Origin of the sequence: Streptomyces sp. Ncost-T10-10d (assembly GCF_900091955.1) — a bacterium.
In the GTDB taxonomy this organism is placed as follows: domain Bacteria; phylum Actinomycetota; class Actinomycetes; order Streptomycetales; family Streptomycetaceae; genus Streptomyces.
In genome coordinates this window covers 13,824-36,397 of sequence record NZ_FMDF01000102.1, presented here as the reverse complement: position 1 = coordinate 36,397, position 22,574 = coordinate 13,824, and the positions used below count along the sequence as shown (strand labels likewise).

The window sequence follows — 22,574 nt, the reverse complement described above, 5'->3', positions numbered from 1 at the left end:
AGTGGCGGCGGGCCGGGCGGGGGCGCTGGTGGCGCGTCCGGGCCGGGCGCCGCAGCCGCCCCGTCCGCCGGTGCGCCGCCCGCCGGTTCAGCCGCAGCAACGCCGGCCCCAGGGGGTGAGCTGGTCGACCCGACCACCGGTGCGGTCAACCGGCGCTCGATCGCCTCCAAGAGCGGGAACCAGCTGGAGCTCCTGGACGGCGCCAACGGACCGCAGGGCGTACGCCTGCTCACCGGCGACGGAAAACTGAAGATCGACCTCGACCGCAGGGGCACCGTGATCGTGATCAACAGCGACGGCAGCGTGAACATCGAGGCCAAGCAACAGGTGTCCATCAAGGCGGCGCGCGGGGTCGCGCTGGACGGCGGGCAGGGAACGCTCGAACTGAGCGGCGACAGCGTCACGTTGACGTCCCGCAGCGGAGTGCGGGTCGACGGCGGAAACGGCGAGGTCAAGCTCTCCACCGGCGGCACGGTGGATGTCCGGGGCGCCCAGGTCGCGGTCAACGGAACACAGCGGACCGACATCAAGGGTGGCAGCTCCCTGGCCATCAACGCACCTCTGGTGAAGATCAATTGACGGCGCGGACGCGCTGAGCGAGAGGAACGGACTTCCATGTCAGCAGCCGCGGCGGCAGCCGCACGGGTCGGCGACCCCACCGGACACCCCGGCACGGTCGGGCCGCCCGGTGTCCCGTCCGTGCTCATCGGCGGCCTCCCCGCCGCCACGGTCGGCACCCCGCACCTGTGCGCGATGCCGCCGCCCGCGGTGCATCCGCCGTCCGCGATCGCGCCGCCCGGCAGCACCACGGTGCTGATCGGCGGGCAGCCCGCCGCACGCGTCGGGGACCTGGCCGCCTGCGGATCGCCCGTCGTGTCCGGTTGCCCGACGGTGCTGATCGGAGGCTGAGCATCCATGGGTCAGCAGTTCATCGGCGCGGGCTGGGCCTTCCCGCCGCGTACGGACGCCACCGGTTCCATCGCCCTGGTGCGCGGCGAGCACGAGCTGGAGGAGTCGATCCGGCTGATCCTGGCCACGTCGCCGGGCGAGCGGCCCATGCGCCCGGAGTTCGGCTGCGCGATCAACGACTACGTGTTCGCCCCGGCGGACGCGGGCACGGCCGGGCAGCTCGCGTACGAGGTACGTCTGGCGCTGGACCGGTGGGAGCCCCGGATCGAGGTCGCCGAGGTCGTCGTCCGGTTCGACGAGGTCGACCACGGAGTCCTGTACATCGACATCGGCTACACCGTACGGGGCGCCAACGACCCCCGGAACCTGGTCTTTCCGTTCTATGTGATCCCGCAGCACGAGGAGGTGGACGGCGCGTGACGCTGCCCAGTCCGCATCTGGACGACCGCCGCTTCCAGGGCCTGGTCGACGAGGCGAAACGGCTCGTCCAGCAGCGCTGCCCCGAGTGGACCGACCACAATGTGTCGGACCCCGGCGTGACCCTCATCGAGGCCTTCGCGACCATGGTCGACCAGCTCGTCTACCGGGTGAACCGGGTTCCGGAGAAGAGCTATCTGACGTTCCTCGACCTGATCGGGGTCCGGCTCCACCCGCCCACGGCCGCCCACACCGATGTGACGTTCAGGCTCTCCGCACCGCAGCCCGAACCGGTACGGGTAAGGGCCGGTACGGAGGTCGCGACCGTCCGTACGGAGACCGAGGAAGCGGTCGTGTTCACGACCGGCCGTGAACTGTCCATCGTGCCCTGCGAGTTCGCCCATCTCGCCACCTGGCCGACGTCCGGCGACGCCGTCGACCGTACCGAGGAACTCACGCTCGGCCGGGCCGTCCCCTGCTTCGACACCACGCCCGCGCCCGGCGACGCCCTCTATGTGGGCCTGTCGGCCGCCGTTCCGTCCGGAGTCGTCGTGCTGCGGCTGGACTGCGCGGTCGAGGGCGTCGGCGTGGATCCGCTGCGGCCGCCGCTGCTCTGGGAGGCATGGGACGGCAGTGCCTGGACGGTCTGCGAGGTCGAGAAGGACGACACCGGCGGCTTCAACCGGTCCGGAGAGCTGATCCTGCACCTCCCCGAGGGACATACCCCGGCCGTCGTCGTGCGCCGGACCGGCGGCTGGCTGCGCTGCCGCCTGGTGGAGGCCACCCCCGGGCAGCCCACCTATATGGCGTCTCCGGTGGTGCGCCGGATCACGGCGTTCACGATCGGCGCGACCGTCGGGGCGGTCCATGCCGAGACCGTGACCGACGAGGTGCTCGGCCCGGCCGAAGGCGTACCCGGACAGACCTTCACGGTGAGCCGCCCGCCGGTGGTGCCCGGCGACTTCGTCGTCGAGGTCGCGGATCCGGCGGGGGGACCACAGGGTACGGAGTGGACCCGCGTCGACGACTTCGCGCACTCCGGACCCGACGACCGGCACATCACGCTCGACCCCAACTCGGGCCGGGTCGAATTCGGTCCGGCGGTACGGGAACGGGACGGCTCCATCCGCTACTACGGCGCGGTACCGCGGAAGGGCGCCACCGTACGCGTGCGTTCGTACCGCACCGGCGGCGGACTGCGCGGCAATGTCGCCCGCTCCACGCTCCGGGTGCTGCGCAGCGCCATCCCGTACGTGGCCCGGGTGGAGAACCGGCGCCCCGCGCTCGGCGGAGTCGACGGCGAGACGGTGGACAGCGCACGGGTACGCGGGCCGATGACCCTGCGGACCCTGCACCGGGCCGTCGTACCGCACGACTACGAACTGCTGGCCCGCGAGGTCGCACCCGACGCGTCCAGGGTGCAGTGCATTCCGGCCGGCGGGGACTCGGACGTCGAGGCGGGCGGGGTGCGGCTGCTCGTCGTACCGGCCGGACGCAGCGACGAGCAGGGCCGCATCCAGTTCAACGAGCTCATCCCGCCGCAGCACACCCTCGCGCTGATCGCGGGCCATCTGGACGAACGTCGGCCCATCGGAGCCCGGTTGGTGGTCGAACCGCCCTACTACCAGGGGGTCACCGTGGTCGCCTCGGTCCAGGCCCGCAGGGGTGCCGTGCTGGACCGGGTGCGCGAGGAAGCGCTGGCAGCCCTCTACAGCTACTTCAACCCGCTGAGCGGCGGACCCGGCGGCGAGGGCTGGCCGTTCGGCCGGCCGATCCAGTCGGGCGAGGCGTTCGCCGTACTGCAACAGGTGCCGGGGGTGGACCTGGTGGAGGACGTACGCCTCTTCCCCGCGGACCCCGTGACCGGGCAGCGCGGCGAACCCACCACCAAGATCGCTCTGGACCGGCACGCACTGGTCTTCAGCTACGAGCACCAGCTCCGGGTACGGGAGGCCTGACCGCCATGCGCACAGCCGTGACCGGCCTGCCGACACCGCACCCGCTGATCGAGCAGCTCCCGGCGGTCTATCTGGAGCAGGACTTCCTGCAACGGTTCCTCGCGGCGCTCGACGACGTACTCGCCCCGGTCCTGCTCTCGATCGACAATCTGCCCGCCCACCTCGACCCCCGCAGCGCGCCGGAGGACTTCCTGGCCTGGCTGGCCCAGTGGGTGGCCGTCGACACCCGCGCGGACCACCCGGTCGAGCAGCGGCGCGCGGCGGTACAGGGCGCGGTCGAGCGGCACAGCAGGCGCGGTACCAGGCGTGGGCTGGCGGAGGCGGTGTTCCTGGAGACCGGGATCGAGCCGGACATCGTCGAGAGCGGCGGCACGGCGTGGTCGTCGACGCCGCACACACAGTTCCCGGGCGGCCCACGGCCGTGGGTGACGGTCCGGGTCCGGGCCTCACAGCCGTACCAGGTCGACCGGGTGCGGCTGGAGGAGCTGATCCGTATGGAGATACCGGCGCATGTGGGCTTCGACCTGGAGGTCTCGTGATCTGTGAGGCGTGCGGGCAGAGCAACACGCCGGGGACGCAGTTCTGTACGTCGTGCCAGGCGTTCCTGGAGTGGGAGGGAGCGGATGGGGATTCCTCGGCGTCCTCCGTCGGCCCGGCCCCCGTGCCTCAGCCATCACCACAGCCCCAGCCGCAACCCCAACCCCAGCCGCAACCCCAGCCGCAACCCCAGCCCCAGCCCCAGCCGCAACCCCAGCCCCCACCCCCCGTCACCGCGGCCGCCCCGCGTCGCCCCGGTGACGAGCCCGACGAGTCGGTGCCGGGGCCCGAGGCGCTGCCCGACGTACCGCCGGGACCCGTGAACACACCCCCGGGTCCACCTGTCGCTCCACTCGTCCGCTGCCCCAACTGCCGTACGGAGAACGCCCCGGACCGCACCCTGTGCATCCGCTGTGCACTGCTCCTGGACCCGGGTCCGCCGCCCGAGGTCAGGCCCCCCTGGTGGCGTCGGATCTTCCGAAGGCGACCGCGTCAGGCGCCCACCGCCGGTACCCGGCCGCGGCGTCGGTTGTGGCGCCGCCCCGGCCTTGCGCTTCCGATCGTGCTGATCGTGGTGGCGTGCGGCGTCTGGTTCGCCCTGCCGCATGTCTCCGGCTGGTTCGGCTTCGCCAAGGACGAGACCGGGACGCCGGAGGCGGTGCCGCCCACCCGGTTCCGGGCCTCCAGCAGGGCTCCGGGCCACCCGGCCGGTGCGGCGTTCGACGGCTTCAACAATCGTTACTGGGCGCCCTCGGCCGCAGGTCCCGACACCGGGGTGGGCCAGTACCTGGAGTGCGACTTCGAGCAGCCGGTACGCGTGCTGAAGCTGGTCGTCTTCTCCGGTACGTCGGCCAAGAAGGACGAGTTCCTCACCCAGGCCCGCCCGGCCAGGATCACCGTACTGCTCACCTCCGCCGACGGAAGCCGGGTCAGCAAGGAGATCAGGGTCAAGGACCAGCCAGGTCAGCAGACCTTCGACCTTCGCGGTTCGGAGATCGTCAGGGCCCGCCTCACGACGGACACCACCTATGGAGCGGGTCCCGGCCGTCGACTGGCCGTCGCCGAGGTCGAGTTCTTCGGCCGAAGGCCCTGACCCGGAAAGGACCGCCGACGCCCGAAGGACCGCCCCGGACGAGCGACACCGGCCTCGCCGAGCACGGAGACGGTCAGTCCGCGCGCAGGGCCACCAGTGCGTCCGCCTGCGCGAGGCCGCTCTCCTCGACGACCTCGCGCACGCTCTGCGCCTCGCGTACGAGCGCGAAGTGCACCCGCCCGTCGGCACCCGTCCGGTAGCCGTACACGGCAGGCCGCGGCAGCGAGTTGTACGAGAAGTGCGACGAGAAGTAGTACGCCCCGGTGTCGTGGAGCGCCACCACGTCGCCGGGCTCGATGACCGGGAGCTCGCGCCCGGCCGCGGTCAGATCCCCCGCGAAACAGCACGGGCCCGCGATGTCGACAATCTCGGTCGGGCCCTGCTTGGGGCGGCCCGCGGCGTCGAACACCCCGACGCGGAGCGGCCAGGCACCGGGCATGAACACCGTACGAGTAGCCACCTGGGCCCCCGCGTGCGTGACCGCGATCTGCCGTCCCCCGGCGGACTTGGTGTACTCCACGACCGTTGCGACGGTTCCGCTCTTGGCCAGCAGGGAACGGCCGAACTCCGTGATCAGGGTGTAGCGCCCGTCGAACAGACCGGGTACCGCGCCGCGGAGCTCGGTGACGTGGTCGGCGTACGTCGGGCGGTCGTCCTCGCTGTCGAAGTTGACGGGCAGGCCGCCGCCGATGTCGATCCCGGTGATCTGCGCGTGGCCCAGCTGTGCGTTGATGCGCTCGGCCAGTTCGTACGCGACGCGGATGCCCTCGGCGATGAGCGGCAGCGGGCAGCCCTGGGAACCGACGTGTGCGTGCAGGCGGTTGAGCCACGGCCGGCGCGCGAAGGCGTCGATCACCTCGTCGACCGCCCCCGGATCGCGCAGTGCGACGCCGAACTTCGAGGTCGCCGTCGCGGTGCTCATCGCATCGATGGCACCCGCCCCCACCTGGGGGTTCACCCGCAGCCCGATCGGCCCGGCGGCCGGTCGCCCGGCCAGCAGGCGATCCACGCGGGCCATCTCCTGGAAGTTGTCCAGGTTGATCGCGATGCCATGGGTGAGGGCGAACTCCAGCTCCTCGACCGTCTTCGCGGGGCTGTCGAAGACCAGCCGGTCGTACGTGAACCCGGCCGCCAGCGCCTGTTCCAGTTCACCGGGCGAGGCCACCTCGCAGCCCATCCCGGCCTCGGCGAGCAGCCGCAGCACGGGCACCAGGCCGCACGCCTTGGCCGCGAACGTGTGACGTACCGGGGCGGGTCCCCGGAACGCCTCGTCGAGCGCGTCGACGGCGGCGAGCACACCGTCCACGTCGAGCAGGCCGACCACGGGCGAGCGCGGACCGAGCAGCCCGTCCTCGACGGCCCGCGCCAGCGCCGCCGCACGCCGGGCACCGCGCTGCTCGACTGCCGAGCGGGCTGCCGAACCGGAAGTCATGTGAACCACGACAACAACCCTCCATCTGTCACGTCGGTTGTACGGACAGCTTCGACGCGGAGGGGAAGGCGCGTCTTCGACCGACACGACGATGTCTGCCCGATTCCTTTGTCGCACCGGACAGCTCAACGATCAACGGCTGCTCGACCCGTGCGCTCTGCGAGCCGCGATGCGCAGCCCGATGTCCGCGAGGAGCCGCACGGCCGGGTCGGCCAGATCGACGCCGAACAGCTCCCGGGCCCTGCGCAACCGGTACCGCAAGGTGTTGGGGTGCACATTCAGGCGCCGCGCGGCCGTGCCCGTGTCGCCGAACGCGTCGAGGTGGGCGGCGACCGACGCGCCGTACTCCGTACCGTGTGCGCGATCGTGCTCCACCATTGCGTGTACGGGCCCCGACAGCGACGTCCACAACGGCTCGACCCGGTCGAGCACCCGGAGCACCGACGTGTCGGCGACCACCTCGCCGAACGCCGCCACCGCCGACACCACCTCCGCGACCGGCAGCCTCGCAGCCCGCTCCCGCAACACCCGCACCACCAGCTCCGCGGCCTCCCGCGACGCGGGCAGCCCCGACAGGTCCGCCGCCAACGGCCCGACGCCCGCGAACACCACATGGCGCGGCACCGAGCGGGCCGTCGCCAGCAGGGTGCGCGCCGGATCGGCCTCACCCCTGTTCGCGGGGACCAGGACGTACAGCCGCCGCCCGGACCGCGCGGTCACGCACCCCGGCCGGTACGCGGCGGCCTGCAGCGCGAGCACATCCAGAACCCGCTGCTCGGTGCCGCTGTCGGCGCCGCCCCCGGATGCGGCGCCGCCTGCCCGGCTGTCGTACGCCTCCGCCACCATCACCGCATACGGTCCCTCCGCCGCGATCCCGGCATCGTGCGCGGCCTGCGACGCGTGCGCGGCCCCGTCCAGGAGCGCGTGCACCGCCTCCTCCCGCGCCCTGGCCGCCGCCCGGCCCCACGTCCGGTGGTGGGACAGATGCGGTACGGCGGCCCGGGCGGCCGTGCGCAGCGCCGCCGCGGCGCCCTCGGCGAGCGGCCGGCCGTCGGCTGCGGCCCAGATGGACCCGAGCACCTCGGACCCGTGGCGCACGGCGATGGCCAGCCGCGCGGCGGACCGGTCGTCGGCAGGCCGGAGCACCACGTCGTCGGTGCTCCACAGCGCCTGGAAGAAGCCGCTCTCGCGCAGTTCGTCGACCCGCCAGCGAGGGACCTCCTGCCCGAGGATCGTCAGCCGGCGCATCGGATCGGGTTCGTGGTCCATCCGCGAGTACGCCAGTACCCGCGACTGCGGATCCTCGATCGTGATGGCACCACCGACCAGGTCCGCCACCGTATTGGCCAGCCCCGACAGGTCGCCGAGCCGGAGCCCGCCCACCCCGTCGGGGCCGGCCGATTCGGTGGTGGAGAAGGCCGCGGCGCTGTGCACCAGAGCGGTCCGCAACCGGCCGAGCACCTCCGTCCACCCATGCCCCGGCCGCCGGGTCAGCAACGCCGTGCGCCCCTGACCGGCCGCCTCCACCAGGGCCGCCCGCGGCCCGCGACTGCCCCGCCGCATGACCACGGCCGCGGCTCCGGCCCGGTCGGCGTCGCGCAGCACGTCGATCGCCTCGGGCGAGGCGACCTCCACCCCGACGGCGAGCAGGATCAGCCCGGATGACGCCCGGGCGTCGTCGTCCCGTTCCTCACCGGGATCGTGCAGCACCACATCGGCCACCGGCACGCCGGTACCGCGCGGCGCCACGACGACATCGAGCATTCCGGGGGCGATCAGCCCGAGGATCTGCTCCAGCGAGGGCCCGGTGTCGCGCCGGTCCGGTTCATGCGTCGGCATCCGCCCATCATGGTCGGCGGTTCCCGGCGGGAGCCATGGCGCGCACACCCCCTATGCGTGGAATCCGTCGAATGCGATGTTCAGATGACGGGGACCGCGCAGCACGGCGTTCTGTCGGTACGGGGGCGGGTCCTCGACCAGGCGGGGACTGTTGAGCCTGCGGGCGAGCTCGGTCAGGGCGAGCTGTGCCTCCAGGCGCGCGAGGGGTGCGCCGAAGCAGTTGTGGATGCCGCTGCCGAAACCGAGGTGCTGGTTGTCCTTCCGGTCGGGGTCGAAGCGGTCGGGGTCGGGGAACCGTTGCGGGTCCCGGTTGCCGGAGGCCAGGACGAGCCAGACGGATGCGCCCTTGGGGATGGTGACGTCGCAGATGTCGATGTCCGCGAGCGTGGTGCGCTGCGGAAGCAACTGCACGGGAGGCTCGAAGCGCAGGAGTTCCTCCACGATCGGGAGGGCCAGCCCGGGGTCGCCCCGCAGCCGCTCCAGAACGTCGGGGTGGCGCAGCAGGGTGAGCATCCCGTTGGTGATGAGGTTGACCGTGGTCTCGTGGCCGGCGATCAGGAGCAGGGAGGCCGTGCTGAGCAGTTCCATCCGGGTCATCCGCCCGTCCTCGCCGTGCTGGGTGACCAGTGCGGAGAGCATGTCGTCGCCGGGCGCGCCGCTGCGTTCGTCGATGAGCCCGGACAGGTACTTCCCCAGTTCGATACGGGCCTGCTGGGTGACGCGGCGCCGCTCCCCGGGGTCCTGGCCGGGGTCCGGGTCGAGGCCGGCGGCGATGGTGTCGGCCCAGGAGTGGAAGAGCGCCTCGTCCTCGCGCGGAACCCCGAGCAGTCGGCAGATCACGGTGACGGGAAAGGGGTACGAGAAGTCGTCGACGAGGTCGATCCGGTTCCGGTCCCCGAAACCGTCGACGAGGTCGGAGACGATGCGGGCCAGTTCGCCCCTCATGTTGTGGATGCGCCGGGGGGTTTCCGGCGGCCCGAACGGGCGCATCGTCATACGGCGCAGCCGGTCGTGCTCGGGAGGGTCGAGCCTCAGGAAGGCGGGCGGCAGAGCCGACGCCTCCTCCTCCTGCAGGAGTGTGCCTGCGGCACTGGGGGAGAGGTTGCGGGCGTCCGAGCTGATGCGCGGATCGTGCAGCAGACTCTTGATCTCCCAGTACGTGCTGACGACGAACAGGTCGTCCCCCTCCTGAAGCACCGGCGTCCTGCGGAGCTCGGCGTACAGCGGGTACGGGTCGGCGCGGCTGGAGTAGTCGATGATCTGCCGCAGAAGCGTCGCTTGCGTCATGTCGGGTCCTCGGTGGCGTCCTTGTGGGCGTGGGGCAGCGGGCCTTCCCGGCTGCGATCACGTGTGTGCGGGGACGAAGGTGATCCGCTGGTCGGTCGGTGAGTAGCCGCTCACGGTGACGGACGGCCCGTGGGTGGGCAGGGAGGGGTCCGGGAATTCGGCCGGGACCGGCCGCAGACCTTCGGGACGGCGGTCCACCGAGGGGTAGTCGGGCGGGAACGGCGCAGCCGACTCGATCTGCCGCTGGTAGAACTCCAGCCACTTCGTCTGGTCGAAGGTGACAGCGGCGATGACTCGGCCCTGGTATCCGTACACACAGGTGAAGCGGCGGTCGGAGAGCGACCCCTGGGCGACGATGACCTCCTCGCCCAGGGACGGGACGCCGACCGACTTGATGTTGACCCCGAACTGGGCGGACCAGAAGGCCGGCACCCACAGGTGCGGGCGGCGCTCCGAGCTGCTGCTGATCATGTTGTGCGCCGCGGTCTCGGCCTGTGCGACGGCGTTGCCCCAGTGTTCGAGTGACAGGAACTGGTACCCGAACAGCGCGTGCGGGGACCGTGCCACGTCACCGGCGACGAAGACGTCGTCGGTCACGATGCCGCGGACGTCGAAGGCCCGGCATCCGGCGTCGCAGGCGATTCCACGCGGTCCGGCGCCGAGCCCGGATCCGGCCAGCCACTCGGTGTTCCGCGTCGCGCCGAGCGAGACCACCGCGACATCCGCGTCGACGGTGCTGCCGTCGGACAGATGGGCGCGCCGCAGACGTCCGGCCGGGTCGCCCTCCAGGGCCGTGACCATGATTCCGCAGCGCAGGTCCACGCCGTGCTCGCGTTGCAGATCCGCTGCCGCCCGGCCGACCACTCCGCCGAGCGCGCCCACGAGAGGCGCCGCACCGCGTTCGGCGACGGTCACCGGCAGCCCGCGCTCGCGGCAGGCCGATGCGATCTCCGAACCGGTGAATCCGGCGCCGATGACGAGCACCCGGCGGGGCGATGCCGCCAGCCGCCGCTGCAGCCGGGCCGCGTCGTCACGCGTACGCAGTACGAAGACCCCGTCAAGTTCGGCCTCGGACTTGTGCGGCCAGGGCCGGGCATGCACGCCGGTGGCGATCAGCAGGCGGTCGTACTCCACTTCGTCCCCGTCGGCCAGCCGCACCCGCTTGGCCGCCATGTCCAGCCCGGTGGCGGCGACACCGAGCCGCCAGTGCGCGTCGAGCGCCAAACGCCGGGGCAGCGCGGTGCGATCGGCGGTCGCGTGGCCCAACAGGACCTGTTTGGAGAGCGGTGGCCGGTCGTACGGTTCGTGGGGCTCGTCGCCGATCAGCGTGAGTGAACCGGTGAAGCCCTCCTTCCGCAGGGTCTCCGCAGCCCGGAGACCGGCGAGAGAAGCGCCGACGATCACGATCCGCCCCTCGCGCCTCAGCCACGCCAGGTGTGTGTCACCGGACACCGGACAGCCTCTCTCGCGCGGTGCCTTCGTCCGCCGCGGCCGGCGCTTCGCGCACGTGGCCCGTTCCGTCAGGGTCGTCCAGGTCGTCCACCAGGATCGCCTGCACCGGACACGCGGTGGCGGCACGCAGCACCTGATCCCGCTGCGTCTCGTCGGCGTGCGGGTTGTACAACAGCGACTCCTCGCCGTGCATGGCGAAGACATCGGGTGCGAGGAAGGCGCACTGCGCGTACCCCTGGCATCGGTTGAGATCGACGACAAGCCTCATCAAGGGGCCGCCCTTCCAGTAGTACCCCCGCTTCAGCCTGTGAGCGCCGCGGTGGTTCCGCGAGCGATGGCGGACCAATGGGGTCATCGGCGCGCGCCGCTTCGAGACGCACCGGCCTCGCCCGGCGCGAGCCCGACGAGGCCGAGGCGGTGGGCTGCGAGAAGAACACGGCGGCCTGCCTGCGCGAGACGCCCGCAGCCGATCTGCTGAAGGCATACCTGTTCTGGAGGAGCCACCGCCGACCGACCATGGCCCTGGGCATCGAAATCTTAAATTTTATCCGTAATGGTCCGAAAAGCCTTGACCCGGGAGAAATGGGGAGGACAATCTTTAATACACCAGAAAACCAGAGCGAGCCGCACCGTCGGCGGAGACGTTCGCCGAACAGAGTGACCCTCTCGTTGGCTCTGGCCAGGCCCCCGGCAGATCCTCTCGATCCCGGAACTTTCAGCGACGGTTGAAAGCTCGTGGAACCAAGAAGGACTACCGGGGACTGCATGTCCCGCACTCGTGAACGCAACGTCGAAGGGCCCCACCGCGAACGGTGGGGCCCTTCGACGTAATTGCCCGGAGCGTTCCGACCTGCGGTGCAGTAGCTGCGGGCAGGGCTTCTGGCCGGTGCCGTACGTGGGTGAACGCAACCGGAACCGCAACCGCAACCCCCTGCCGGCCGTCGGTCAGACTGCCGGTGGGTCCGCTTGGCGGGGCAGTTCCAGTGTGGCCACGGCTCCGCAGGGGGTGGCGTCGGCCAGAGTGAGGCGGGCGCCGATGACGTGGGCCTGGCCGAGGGCGATGGTGAGGCCGAGGCCGTGTCCGTGACCCCGTTCGGCGGCTCCGGTGCGAAAGCGCTGGGGTCCGTGGGCGAGGAGTTCCGGGGGGAAGCCGGGGCCGTGGTCGCGGACGGTGATGGTTGTGCCGTAGACCGTGACCTCGACCGGCGCCGCGCCGTGGCGGTGGGCGTTGAGGATCAGGTTGGTGACGATGCGGTCGAGGCGGCGCGGATCGGTCTCGGCGACCGGGCTGCCGCTCACCGTGACCCGGGTCTCCAGTCCCGTGCGTCGTACGGATTCCGCCACCAGCTCACCGAGCGGCACCGGCTGGGCATCGGCCTCCTCCGCCCCCGCGTCCAGGCGGGAGATCTCCAGGAGATCGTCCACGAGGGCGCGCAGCACCTGGACGCGGTCGCGGACCAGATCGGTGGCCTCGCTCTCCGGGAGGAGGGAGGCGGAGGTGACGAGGCCGGCGAGCGGGGTGCGCAGTTCGTGGGCGACATCGGCGGTGAAGCGCTGTTCGTCGCGCAGCCGGTCCTGCAGGGCGTCCGCCATGAGGTCGACGGCGGAGGAGATTTCGCTGATCTCGTCGTGGCCGCGGCTCCGCGTCCTGGCGTCCAGATCGCCGCGCTTGATGCGGCGGGCGGTCCGGGCGACGCGGCGCAGGCGGCGGAGCACCAGTTCGACGGCGAGGAGGGTGAGGGGGACGACGACGGCGAGCGTGGCGAGGGCTGCGTATCTCATGTGCCGGTCCAGGGCCTGGAGACTGCGCAGCTCGCTGCCCATGTCCACCCAGACGGCCAGCACGGTGCCGTCGACGTGGCCCGCCGCCCACATCCGCGGCCCCTGAGCCGGCTTCCGGTTGTCGTACCAGGTCACGGGCGCGGGCTCGGAGCCCAGCCGGTCCCGCAGTTCATCCGGTACGTCGTCGCCGACCAGATAGCCGGGAACCCCCGACGGGGACGGCCGCGCGGGCTGCGTGCCCCGGAACTCGGCTTCGGCCGACTCCAGCGCGCTCGTCGCTTCGCCGCGGCCGACGTGCATGTCGCGGGCTTCGGTGGTCCGGTGAACGAGGATCCCGATGCCCAGCGCCATGGCACAGGCCGCTGCCGCGACCCCGAAGGCGATCTTCCAGCGGAGGGATCTCGGGTCGATGAGGCGCCGCAGCCCGCGGCCGGGATCGTCCTCGGGGGCTGTGCGGTCGGTCCGGGCGCCGGGGCCGGTCGTCTGTCGCATCTCAGCGCCGGAACTTGTAGCCGAAACCGCGGACGGTCTCGATGTGACCGGCGCCGATCTTCTTGCGCAGCCGCTGCACGGCCAGGTCCACCACCCGGCTGTCACCGTCCCAGCCGTAGTCCCACACCTTGCGCAGCAGCGTCTGCCGTTGCAGGGCGATGCCCGGTGCGGCCACGAATTCCAGGAGCAGGCGCAGTTCGGTCGGGGTGAGCGCGAGCGGACGGCCGTCGACGCGCACCTCCAGGCCCCGGGTGTCGACGCTGAGGTCGCGGAAGGTGAGCAGGCCGTCGTCGGCCGGGCGGCTGCCCGCCGTGGGGGGTCGGGTGAAGGTGGCCCGGCGCAGCAGGGTGCGGATCCGCGCCAGCAGGACGGTGGTGTCGACCGGTTTGACGATGTAGTCGTCGGCGCCCGCCTCCAGGCCCGCCACCACGTCGAGCGAGGCGCCGCGGGCGGACATCATCAGGATCGGTGCCTGACTCGCCTCACGGATCCGGCGGCACAGTCCGATGCCGTCGAGGTGCGGCAGCATGATGTCGAGGAGCAGCAGGTCGTGCTGTCCCTCCCGGAACATCTCAAGGCCCGTCAGGCCGTCGGACGCCACCGAGACCCGATAGCCGTAGCGCTCCAGCACCATCCCGACGGACCTGCGGATCGCTTCGTCGTCCTCGACCAGCAGCACGTGGACGGAATCGGGGATGGAGGCGGAGGTGGGGCCGGCGGGGCTGCCGTCCTGCTGTCCCGCCGCGTCACGGTCGTGCTGTTGCATCACGTCACCTGAAGGTCGATCGGTACCGAAATGCCCGAGAGTATCCCGCTGCGCAAGGAGGTGACCACCGCCCGCCCCCTCACAGGCGCAGAGCGGCCGCGACCGGCAGGTGGTCGCTCCCGGTGGGCGGCAGGATCCGGGACGAGACCGGTATGACGCCCTTCACAAGAATCTGGTCGATCCGGGCCACCGGGAACGATGCGGGCCAGCTGAAGCCGAAGCCGTCACCGGCCTCCTCCTGGGCCGACCGTAGCTGAGAGGTCACCGGCCGCAGCGCGCGGTCGTCGGTCGTGCCGTTGAAGTCGCCCACCACCACGACCCGGGGCAGCGGTTCGGCTCGTACGGCATCGGCCAGCTTCACGGCCGCCTCGTTACGCCTCGCCGTGGTGAAGCCCACGCTCGGGAGCACCCGTACCGACGCGAGGTGGGCGGCATAGACGGCGACGGGCCCCTTCGGGGTATCGACCGTGGCCCGCAGGGCACGGGTCCACGGCATGATCGCGACCGGCTCCACATCCCGCAACGGGTACTTGCTCCACAGGCCGACCGTGCCCTGCACCGAGTGGTACGGATACGTGTCGGCCAGGGCGCGCTCGTACGCGGGTGCCGTGTGCGAGGTCAGCTCCTCAAGGGCGAGCAACTGAGGGCTCGTAGCGGCCAGGTCACGCGCGGTCCGGACCGGGTCGGGGTTCTCGTCGTTGACGTTGTGGCTGACCACGGTCAGATCCCCGCCGGCGGACCGCTTGTCCATGAGCAGGCCGCCGAACAGGGAGCACCAGACGACGGCCGGAAGCAGCACCGCGACACCGGCGGCTGCCGACCGCCGCACCGCCGCCAGCGCCAGCATCACGGGCACGCTCATCCCGAGCCAGGGCAGGAACGTCTCAAGGAGACTGCCGGGGTTGCCGAACCCGTTCGGCATCCGGGTGTGTCCGACCATGACCAGCGCGGACAGCACGGCGGCTGCGGCGATCAGCCACCCGCGCCGCCAAGTGCCCGTGCCGCCCGAGCCGGTTCCCGGCCGCGCTCCGGCCTCGCGGCCCGTGCGCTCGACCAGCGCGGTCATGCCCGCACCGGCTTGCCCTCGCGAGGCGCGAGGGCAGCGGGAAGGTCCCTCTGCACGGCGTCGACCAGCCGGCCACTGCTCTCCAGGGCGGCCCGAAGGCCCTCGGCGGGCGTGGTGTTGGCGCGCTGCCCGAGCACGACACCGAGCACGAGGTGCCGTGCTGCGCGGGACTTCACCTCGACGGCCCACATCAGATTGCCGCCGGCGGCGGTGCCCGACCCGGTCTTGAGCCCGATCACCCCGGGCTTCTCAAGCAGCTGGTTGGAGTTGGTGATCGTGCCGGGCGTCCCGGGGACGGTCGTTTCGCGCATGGCGACAACCGCGCGGAGCACCGGGTCCTTCATGGCCTGGCGGGCGAGCTTGAGCTGGTCGTCGGCGGTGCTCCTGGTGGTGGCCTCAAGACCGCTGGCCCCGGTGTACGTGGTCCGGGTCATCCCCAGCCCGGCGGCGGCGCGGCTCATTTTCGCCACGAATGCCTCCTGGCTTCCCGCGTCCCAACGGGCCAGCAGCCGGGCGACGTTGTTGCCGGACGGAAGCAGCAACAGCTCCAGGAGCTTGCGCTGGGTGAGCCGCTGCCCCTCGCGGACCGGGGCGCTGGACTCGCTGAGCGAGTGGGCCTCCTGCGCGGCGGCCCGGTCGACCGTGATCTCCGGCCCCTTCTCCCCGTTCTTGAGCGGATGCTCCTTGAGGATCACGTACGCGGTCATCACCTTGGTGACGCTCGCGATCGGTACCGGCTCCTGTCCGCCCTTGCTGCCCAGGCTGCCGACGCCCTCCACCTCGATGCTCGTCTGGCCCTCCTGCGGCCACGGCAGCTTCAGCCGGTCCGCCACGGCCGCCGCCCCGGAGGCCGGCGCGGAGCCGATGTCCCGACCGCCGCCACCGGTGAGCCCCAGCCAGCCGCCGGCGCCGGCCACGGCAAGCACCGCGGCCGAGGCCCACACCACGCCACGACGGGCCCGCCCGGCCCGCTCCTCCCCGCCCGGCGCAGCAGCACGTATCAGACGAGCATCCACCGACAACCACCTCTCACAGCCTGACGTACACGAGGAACCGCGTACGTGTCCCAGCCTGTGAGAGGACCGCGTCCAGCTGATCAGGGCCGTGCATCCAGCACCGCGCGGATTTGTGTCGGCCGGGTATCGGACCCCGCATCGGCAGAAGCCGCCGGCGGTACCGCAGGAGTGTGGGCAGGTCGATCGGTGCATGCCGGTAGAGCCTTCGGCGCCGCCGCGAGGCCTTGCCGTCGGAACCGGCTCGGCCGAAACAGCGGAGTCGGGTGCCGGCGGTGCCGAAGCGTCCGTTCCTACCCGATTCCGGTCAAGGAGCGACCACGAAGTCGTTAAAGCGGACTGACGTACTACAGGTGAATATGCGGAGATTGTGATGCGTCCGAGGCCGGGCACCGGCACTCTGCTGAGTGTCGATCCGAGTGGCGCTGCGGCGGAGGATCCCCCGGGACCGTCCGCTGAGCAGGCCGGTCCGCCGTCTGCGGGAGCGAAACCCGTCCGCAGCCTCGACAGGCTTCCGGCGGATGCGCAACGCGCTCAGCGGAGTCCGGACACAACGGGGCGCTGTCCGGGCCCACTGGGGCAGTGCCTCGCGGCCCGGAGGCGCTGCGACCAGCGGGTGGGTGCGAGGCGGGACGGGGGACTGTGTTGCGGCAGCCGGGGGAGCACGGATGACGGTTGAACGAGCGGACGGCACTTCTGCCTCGTCGTCGGCCCATGCACCTCCATGTCGCCCAACCGGTGAGGACCGGCACAGGGGTGTGCCGCGCCATGTCGCGTGCGTGATGGACGGGAACGGCCGGTGGGCGGCACGGCGGTCCCTACCACGTACATCGGGTCACCGGGCAGCGGAAACAACGGTGATCGACGTCATCGAGGCGGCGCGGACGTCGGGAGTGGAGTGGCTGAGCCTGTACGCGTTCTCCACCGAGAACTGGCGACGCCCGAGCAGCGAGATCGACTTCCTGATGCGACTGGTGCGCCACGCAGTACGCAAACACGCTCCGCTGCTGCACGCGCGCGGCATCCGCTGCCGGTTCCTCGGAGTGGCGGACCCGAGGATCCCCGGGCCGCTGGCCCGGGACTTCGCCGACCTGATGACGCTGACCGGCACGAACCGAGGCATGACGCTGACCGTGGCGTTCGACCACGGCGGACGCAGGGACATCGTCGAGGCGGCACGGTCCCTCATCCGCAGCGGGGTACCGGCCGATGCCGTCGACGAGCAGCATTTCGCCGCTCACCTGCCCTTTTCCGACACGCCCGACGTGGACCTCGTCATCCGGACGTCCGGGGAACAGCGGATCTCCAACTTCATGCTCTGGCAGGTGGCCTACGCCGAGTGGATCTTCCCGCCGGTGCTCTGGCCCGACTTCCGCGCGCCGCACTTCCTGGAGTGCCTGCACGCCTACCAGCAACGCAATCGCCGCTTCGGCGGCGTGACGCCGCACGCGAACGGAGAACCTCACCCGTGACGGACACAGGCAGCAGCCGCCCCAGGCGCACACGTTCCGGAGGCACCGATCACCACGGTGACCCCGCGCGGCCGGCCCCCGAAGCACAGCCCGGATCCCTGTTCGGCCCCGACTCGCAGTTCCACCGGTTCTTCAACGATCCGCGCTGGGCACTGGCCATGATCAGGGCCACGGTACTGGAGGCCGCCCACCCGCAGATCGGCGCGGCCCTGATGGACAACTCGACGTTCGTCGCGCACCCGTGGCGACGGTTGCGCAACACCCTCGTGAGCCTGCAGCGCATGTTCGGCACCGACGATCACGAGCGGCAGAGAGAGGCGGCGCGGCTCAACCGCCTGCACGCGCGGCTGAGCGGCACCGACGCGCAGGACCGGCCCTACGACGCGATGGATCCCCAGGTCCGCGCCTGGGTGGTCGCGACCCTCTTCGAGAGCTCCGTCACCATGTGCCGACTGAGCGGGCAGCCGCTCGACCAGACCTCCATGGAACGGCTCTACGCCGAATACCGGGCTTTCCTCGCAGCCTTGGGGGATGGGGTCGGCCATCTTCCGCCCACGTTGCAGGAGTTCTGGCCGTACTACGACCACATGGTCCAGGAGGAACTGGAGGACACGGAGGCGCTGCGCATCATCCTCTACAAGCTCTTCGACCATCTCCCGGCACCGCCCCTGCTGGACGGCCTGCCCACCGTATGGGCGGCGGGCCGCGCGCTCGCGGGCCCGGTCATCGGCACGATCACGGTGGCATCCCTCCCCGAGCCTTTCCGCCGACGGGCGGGACTGCCCGAAATCCCCGGCGCCCGGACGCTGATGCAAAGCGTCTACCTGGCCGTCGGCCTGGCGCGCTTCCTGCCCGACAACTGGCTCCGGGCCGAGGGTCTCACCAGCCTGCTCTACCTGTCCTCGGACAGCGACGTCCCTCAAGCCGCGACGCTCGCCGCGCTGCGCGGCCGGATGAAGCAGGCCGGCGCCCTGTTCCGGCTGGTCACGCCGTTTGCCGTGCAGCACGGTCCGTCCGAGGGAACCGGGCCGCAGCGGAGCGCTGACGAATTCTTCACCGCGGTGCTGGACCAGACCGGCGACGGCTACCTGGACTGGCCCGATCTCGCCGCCATGGCCCGGGAGTTGTCCTCCCGCCTCGATCTGGACGAACCGGAGGAGACCAGGCTCTACAACGCGTATGCCGAGTGGTGGAGGGAACTCCAGGCGGCCCTCGACATCGACGGCGACGGCCGCATCAGCAAGGAGGAGTACGCCGCCGCTGTCCCCTCCCTCGCCGGGCCCGCGCTGATCAGGGTCGCCGAAGTGCTCTTCGACGTCACCGACGCGGACGGCAACCAGTACATCGACGCGGACGAGTACCGGGCCCTGTTCCGGACCGGGTTCCGGCGCACGGTGGCCGACGCCGACGCAAGGTACTCCCGCAGCGCGTTCGTGAAGGACTTCCTCTCCTTCATGTCGGGTCGCAGGCGCTCGACCGCTTACGACCTACTGCTCGCCGACGCGTAGGACACACCCGGACACCCCTGTATCAGCAACGCTCGTGATCGATACAGCTGGGCAACTCCGACGCGAGGTGGCACGATCACACAGGTGACCAGCAGAGCCGCAGCGCAGCAGCTGAGCGACCTCGCGCGCCTGCGCCGCGTTCGCGACCGGATCGACCGGGAGTATGCACAGCCGCTGGACGTCGAGGCGCTGGCCCGCGGCGCGCACATGTCGGCCGGGCATCTCAGTCGCGAGTTCCGGCGCGCCTACGGTGAGTCACCGTACGCCTATCTGATGACGCGGCGCATCGAGCGCGCGATGGCGCTCCTGCGGCGTGGCGACGTCAGCGTCACCGAGGTCTGCTTCATGGTCGGCTGCTCGTCGCTGGGCACCTTCAGCACCCGCTTCACCGAACTGGTCGGTATGCCGCCCAGCACCTACCGGCACCACGCGGCGCGCGCGACGGCGGGGATGCCGTCGTGCGTGGCGAAACAGGTGACCAGGCCGATCAGGAATCGAGAAGCACCGGTCACGGGGCCGTAGTCGGCGTGACGTCCATGGACGTCACCACTCACACAGGCGTCCTCCCCCACGGCGACCCGGACGCCGACCCGGCTATCACGCCGATGGCACCGGCCCCCAGTGGCGGGGCCGGTGCCATCGTCCAGGTGATGCGCTCAGGCACCGTCAGTGCGGGACGTGGACCCCGGGCGTCAGCCCTGGCGCGCGTCCGTGACCTTCCCCGTGAGGAGGGGGCCCTCCATCCACTCGTCCTCCTTGAGGATGTACGCCTGCATCCGCAGGGACTCCTCCGGCTCGGTCAGCGCGTCGGTGACCGTGGGCACGGACACTTCGGTGCTCGTCCCGCCCTTGGGGACGGACACCCAGAGGGAGGAACTGTTCGTGGACAGGGGCCGCTCCGGGTCGGCGGGCTCGCCGAGCTCGGAGAGCCACTCCTCGTCGACGTCCTTCGTGGACAGCTCCGTGCCCTCGCGCACCGGCAGGAGATCGAACCGCGTCTCGATGTCGGTGTCGGCGGGCTGGGAGAGCTCCACCTTCCACGTGAGCTTCCGGCCCTCGGTGACCGAGTCGGCGACCGGGGTCACGGTGACCGTGGGCATCGGGTCGTCGTTCTCGACGAGCACGCCCCCGAAGGCGTCGCCGACCACCGTGCCGCGCACGGCCTTGGCCGCGACCTCGTGGCGGAGGTCGTAGTTGTAGCGGGAGTTGCCCTCGACCGTGATCGACACGTCCACGGAGCCACCGGCCTTCACCGTCACGGTGCGGACGGTGGACTTGTAGGTCTCCGGGTCGCGGACGGCGAGCTTGATCACGCCGGTGCCCTTGCCGGTGACCCGCACGGGCACGCGGTAGGTGCGGGTGCCGGAGTCACCCTCCTTGACCGTCAGCCTGCCGATGTCCACACGTGGGAGCGCGACGGGGCGTACCGCCGGGGTGCCGGGGCGCCAGCCCCAGGCGTCCATCAGCCAGAGCTCGCCGGAGCTGCTGCGTGGGGTGAGCTCCAGCGACCGCGTCCGCTTCAGGTCGATACCGGCGCTGACGGCGGCCTTCAGCGGGACGCGGACCTCACGCGCCCAGTGTGCGGCCGTCGAGTCGGAGCCGGGAAGGCCGTCGACGGTGACCTGACCGAGCCTCACCCGCTTGCCGGAGGTGTCGGTGAGGGCGATGTCGAGCCGGGTGCCTCGGGTGTTCGGCGGCACCATCACCCGCAGGGCCACCGCGTCGGAGCCCGCCAGCGAGAAGGCGCGCTCCGGCGTCAGCCGGACCGGGGTGCCCGGCTCGGTCCAGCGGGCCGTGACCGCGTTGCGGCCCGGCTCACTGGTGGTGTCCGCCCAGGACGCGAAGTGCGGCGACCTACCGGGGTCGGAGTCAGGCCTACAGGCCCGGGTGGTGCTCGTCGTGATCTGCCGGCACACGCGCCCGTTCGTCACCGAGAGCGGGTCGTCGGGCCGGATCGCCGGGGTGCGGTTGCCGCCGACGGCGTGGGTCAGCACCCGGGCGGGGCCGGCCGAGGGCGCGCGCCGGTCGGAGCCGTCGAGCAGCGGGCGGACCCGGTCGTCGCCCGCGAGGAAGAGCCGCGCGGCGGCGGCGATGTAGGTGATGCCCGCCGTCTGCTGCTGCTTGGCGCTCAGCCGGGTCCTGGCCCCTGCCGAGCAGACCGGGTCCGGGTTGTCCTCGTCGTCCCAGAAGTCGTCGGCGGCCGGGGCCTCGGCCTGGCCGGGCGTCCACTCCGTGTTGAAGAAGTTGTGGTTGGCGCCGACCATGTACACCGCGCTGTGCAGCGCCGTGCCCCGGCCGATGCCCCGGGTGCCGTCGAGGTAGATCTGGCCCTGAAGGTCGCTCACATCGCCGTCACAGCCCGGCAGGATGGTCATGGAGGGCACGTCGGGCGTGGGGTTCTGCCCGAAGATCGTGGGGCCGATCAGGACGGTGCCGCGGATCCGCCAGCCCACCGGCCCCCGGTAGCCGTCCTCGGCGGGCGGCGGCGGGGAGACGCTGTCGAGAGCCGCCCGGTTGACGCCCTCGCCGCCCCGGGAGTGGCCGACCAGGAGCACCTTCGAGAGGTCCGCGGGCTCCGTCGCGCGCACGGCCTTGGGTGCCTTCGCGGGGTTCGCGCCCCACTCGGCCCACCGGGCGAGGTGCCGGCGCACCAGGGACGAACGGGCCTGCGCCCCGAAGTCGGCCGTGCGGCCGTCCTGCGCGTTGACACCGTTCGCGGAGATGGAGACCGTCACATAGCCCTGGGACGCCAGGCGCTTCTGGTCGTGCAGAAAGCCGCGGTAGCTCGGGACCGCCTTGTTGCCCGGCTTGCAAGGCCACTCCATGCCCGCGCTGTTCTTGCCGGGCTCGTAGCAGGTGGCGCTGCGGCCGTGGAGGAAGAGCGCCAGCGGTCGCTTGCCCGGCGCGTCCGTCGGGCCGACGACCGTGGCGCGCATCTCCACGGGCTCGGCGTAGCCCGGCAGCCTCACCGACTTCAGGACGTACTCACCGCTGATGGTGCGGTACTTACCGGCGACACCGGGGTCGACCGGGTTGGCGGGGAACGGGTCCTGGGGCGCCGCCGCAGCCAACGAGCGCCGCTGACCGGGGGCATGGCCGGCCCCTGCGGCGTCCAGCCGCCGCGAACCGGCGACCACCTGGAGTTCGTTCACGGGTCCGACCCTCGCTCCGTCGAGGCGGAGCCGGAAGGTGCGTTGGTCGGGGGAGGGCGTCGGGACGCCGAGGGGCCGTTCCCCCGAGCGGAACTCGACCAGGGCGCCCCCCATGCCCACGGGCTCGGGCGAGCTCCAGACCAGCTCCCCGCCCTCGACACGCCACCCCTCCGGCAGCCGCTCCCCGGAGGCGCCCTGCGGCGCGCCGGGTATGGACTCGGCGGCCGGTTGCGCGTGCGCCGGCCCTGGCACACCCGCCGCCAGCGCCACGGCCGCCAGGGCAGCCGTCAGCGCGCGTGAGACCTGTCTCACGATGGTGTCTCCTCGTTGTCGGTCGTGCTTCAGCGCCCCAGGAATCCCAAGAGCGCCCCCCCGCACCGGGGAGAGGGTGACGTGTCG

General features: G+C 71.7%; 18 protein-coding genes and 1 pseudogene. 9 read left to right on the top strand and 10 right to left on the bottom strand.

What is annotated here, in order from left to right; genetic code table 11:
- From GA0115254_RS16415 to GA0115254_RS16385, 6 genes and pseudogenes are all read left to right on the top strand, one after another.
- Nucleotides 1–579: pseudogene (locus tag GA0115254_RS16415) on the top strand (type IV secretion protein Rhs); the annotation flags it as partial.
- Between the two features lie 36 nt (nucleotides 580–615).
- Nucleotides 616–909, top strand: a complete 294-nt coding sequence (locus GA0115254_RS16410; protein ID WP_093896035.1) for a PAAR domain-containing protein — start codon at nucleotides 616–618, stop codon at nucleotides 907–909.
- A gap of 6 nt (nucleotides 910–915) precedes the next feature.
- Nucleotides 916–1,329 carry a GPW/gp25 family protein gene (locus tag GA0115254_RS16405; protein ID WP_093896034.1) on the top strand — a complete coding sequence of 138 codons (414 nt, stop codon included), beginning with the start codon at nucleotides 916–918 and terminating at the stop codon, nucleotides 1,327–1,329.
- Nucleotides 1,326–3,284 (top strand): putative baseplate assembly protein, encoded by a 1,959-nt coding sequence (locus GA0115254_RS16400; protein ID WP_093896033.1) that lies wholly within the window; start codon nucleotides 1,326–1,328, stop codon nucleotides 3,282–3,284. Before GA0115254_RS16405 ends, GA0115254_RS16400 begins: the two co-directional genes overlap by 4 nt.
- 5 nt (nucleotides 3,285–3,289) lie before the next feature.
- A complete protein-coding gene (locus GA0115254_RS16395) occupies nucleotides 3,290–3,823 on the top strand; it encodes a phage tail protein (RefSeq protein ID WP_093896032.1) in 534 nt (177 codons plus the stop codon).
- Nucleotides 3,824–4,383: 560 nt separating this feature from the next.
- The gene (locus GA0115254_RS16385; protein WP_232837730.1) at nucleotides 4,384–4,914 is read left to right on the top strand and encodes a discoidin domain-containing protein; all 531 of its coding nucleotides are present in this window, start codon (nucleotides 4,384–4,386) and stop codon (nucleotides 4,912–4,914) included.
- A gap of 73 nt (nucleotides 4,915–4,987) precedes the next feature.
- Here GA0115254_RS16385 and GA0115254_RS16380 read toward each other — a convergent pair whose 3' ends face one another.
- The 9 genes from GA0115254_RS16380 to GA0115254_RS16340 all read right to left on the bottom strand — a co-directional run bounded on the left by GA0115254_RS16380 (nucleotide 4,988) and on the right by GA0115254_RS16340 (nucleotide 16,046).
- Nucleotides 4,988–6,346 carry a type III PLP-dependent enzyme domain-containing protein gene (locus GA0115254_RS16380; RefSeq protein WP_093896030.1) on the bottom strand — a complete coding sequence of 453 codons (1,359 nt, stop codon included), beginning with the start codon at nucleotides 6,344–6,346 and terminating at the stop codon, nucleotides 4,988–4,990.
- A gap of 132 nt (nucleotides 6,347–6,478) precedes the next feature.
- Nucleotides 6,479–8,185 carry a helix-turn-helix domain-containing protein gene (locus tag GA0115254_RS16375; protein ID WP_093896029.1) on the bottom strand — a complete coding sequence of 569 codons (1,707 nt, stop codon included), beginning with the start codon at nucleotides 8,183–8,185 and terminating at the stop codon, nucleotides 6,479–6,481.
- Nucleotides 8,186–8,236: 51 nt separating this feature from the next.
- A complete protein-coding gene (locus GA0115254_RS16370; RefSeq protein ID WP_093896028.1) occupies nucleotides 8,237–9,472 on the bottom strand; it encodes a cytochrome P450 in 1,236 nt (411 codons plus the stop codon).
- Between the two features lie 57 nt (nucleotides 9,473–9,529).
- Nucleotides 9,530–10,924 carry an NAD(P)/FAD-dependent oxidoreductase gene (locus tag GA0115254_RS16365; protein ID WP_093896027.1) on the bottom strand — a complete coding sequence of 465 codons (1,395 nt, stop codon included), beginning with the start codon at nucleotides 10,922–10,924 and terminating at the stop codon, nucleotides 9,530–9,532.
- Nucleotides 10,914–11,192 (bottom strand): ferredoxin, encoded by a 279-nt coding sequence (locus tag GA0115254_RS16360; protein ID WP_093896026.1) that lies wholly within the window; start codon nucleotides 11,190–11,192, stop codon nucleotides 10,914–10,916. The genes GA0115254_RS16365 and GA0115254_RS16360 overlap by 11 nt, the downstream gene beginning before the upstream one ends.
- A gap of 677 nt (nucleotides 11,193–11,869) precedes the next feature.
- Nucleotides 11,870–13,198 (bottom strand): sensor histidine kinase, encoded by a 1,329-nt coding sequence (locus GA0115254_RS16355; protein WP_093896025.1) that lies wholly within the window; start codon nucleotides 13,196–13,198, stop codon nucleotides 11,870–11,872.
- A gap of 1 nt (nucleotide 13,199) precedes the next feature.
- Nucleotides 13,200–13,964: a two-component system response regulator CseB gene (gene cseB, locus GA0115254_RS16350; RefSeq protein WP_093896024.1), complete on the bottom strand. Its 765-nt coding sequence runs from the start codon at nucleotides 13,962–13,964 to the stop codon at nucleotides 13,200–13,202.
- Nucleotides 13,965–14,043: 79 nt separating this feature from the next.
- A complete protein-coding gene (locus GA0115254_RS16345) occupies nucleotides 14,044–15,030 on the bottom strand; it encodes an endonuclease/exonuclease/phosphatase family protein (protein ID WP_093896023.1) in 987 nt (328 codons plus the stop codon).
- A complete protein-coding gene (locus GA0115254_RS16340) occupies nucleotides 15,027–16,046 on the bottom strand; it encodes a D-alanyl-D-alanine carboxypeptidase family protein (protein WP_256102615.1) in 1,020 nt (339 codons plus the stop codon). Before GA0115254_RS16340 ends, GA0115254_RS16345 begins: the two co-directional genes overlap by 4 nt.
- Before the next feature lie 665 nt (nucleotides 16,047–16,711).
- On the opposite strand from GA0115254_RS16340, the gene uppS reads away from it, so the two are divergent.
- The 3 genes from uppS to GA0115254_RS16325 all read left to right on the top strand — a co-directional run bounded on the left by uppS (nucleotide 16,712) and on the right by GA0115254_RS16325 (nucleotide 19,545).
- On the top strand, nucleotides 16,712–17,515 hold the full coding sequence (gene uppS, locus GA0115254_RS16335; protein ID WP_256102614.1) for a polyprenyl diphosphate synthase: 804 nt from the start codon (nucleotides 16,712–16,714) through the stop codon (nucleotides 17,513–17,515).
- A gap of 98 nt (nucleotides 17,516–17,613) precedes the next feature.
- Nucleotides 17,614–19,023 (top strand): oxygenase MpaB family protein, encoded by a 1,410-nt coding sequence (locus GA0115254_RS16330; RefSeq protein WP_256102616.1) that lies wholly within the window; start codon nucleotides 17,614–17,616, stop codon nucleotides 19,021–19,023.
- A gap of 84 nt (nucleotides 19,024–19,107) precedes the next feature.
- Nucleotides 19,108–19,545, top strand: a complete 438-nt coding sequence (locus tag GA0115254_RS16325; RefSeq protein ID WP_093896019.1) for a helix-turn-helix transcriptional regulator — start codon at nucleotides 19,108–19,110, stop codon at nucleotides 19,543–19,545.
- A 170-nt stretch (nucleotides 19,546–19,715) separates the two neighbouring features.
- Here the strand turns inward: GA0115254_RS16325 and GA0115254_RS16320 are convergent, their stop codons facing one another.
- Entirely contained in the window at nucleotides 19,716–22,487 is a 2,772-nt protein-coding gene (locus GA0115254_RS16320) for an alpha/beta hydrolase (RefSeq protein WP_093896018.1), read from the bottom strand.
- Between the last annotated feature and the right edge of the window lie 87 nt (nucleotides 22,488–22,574).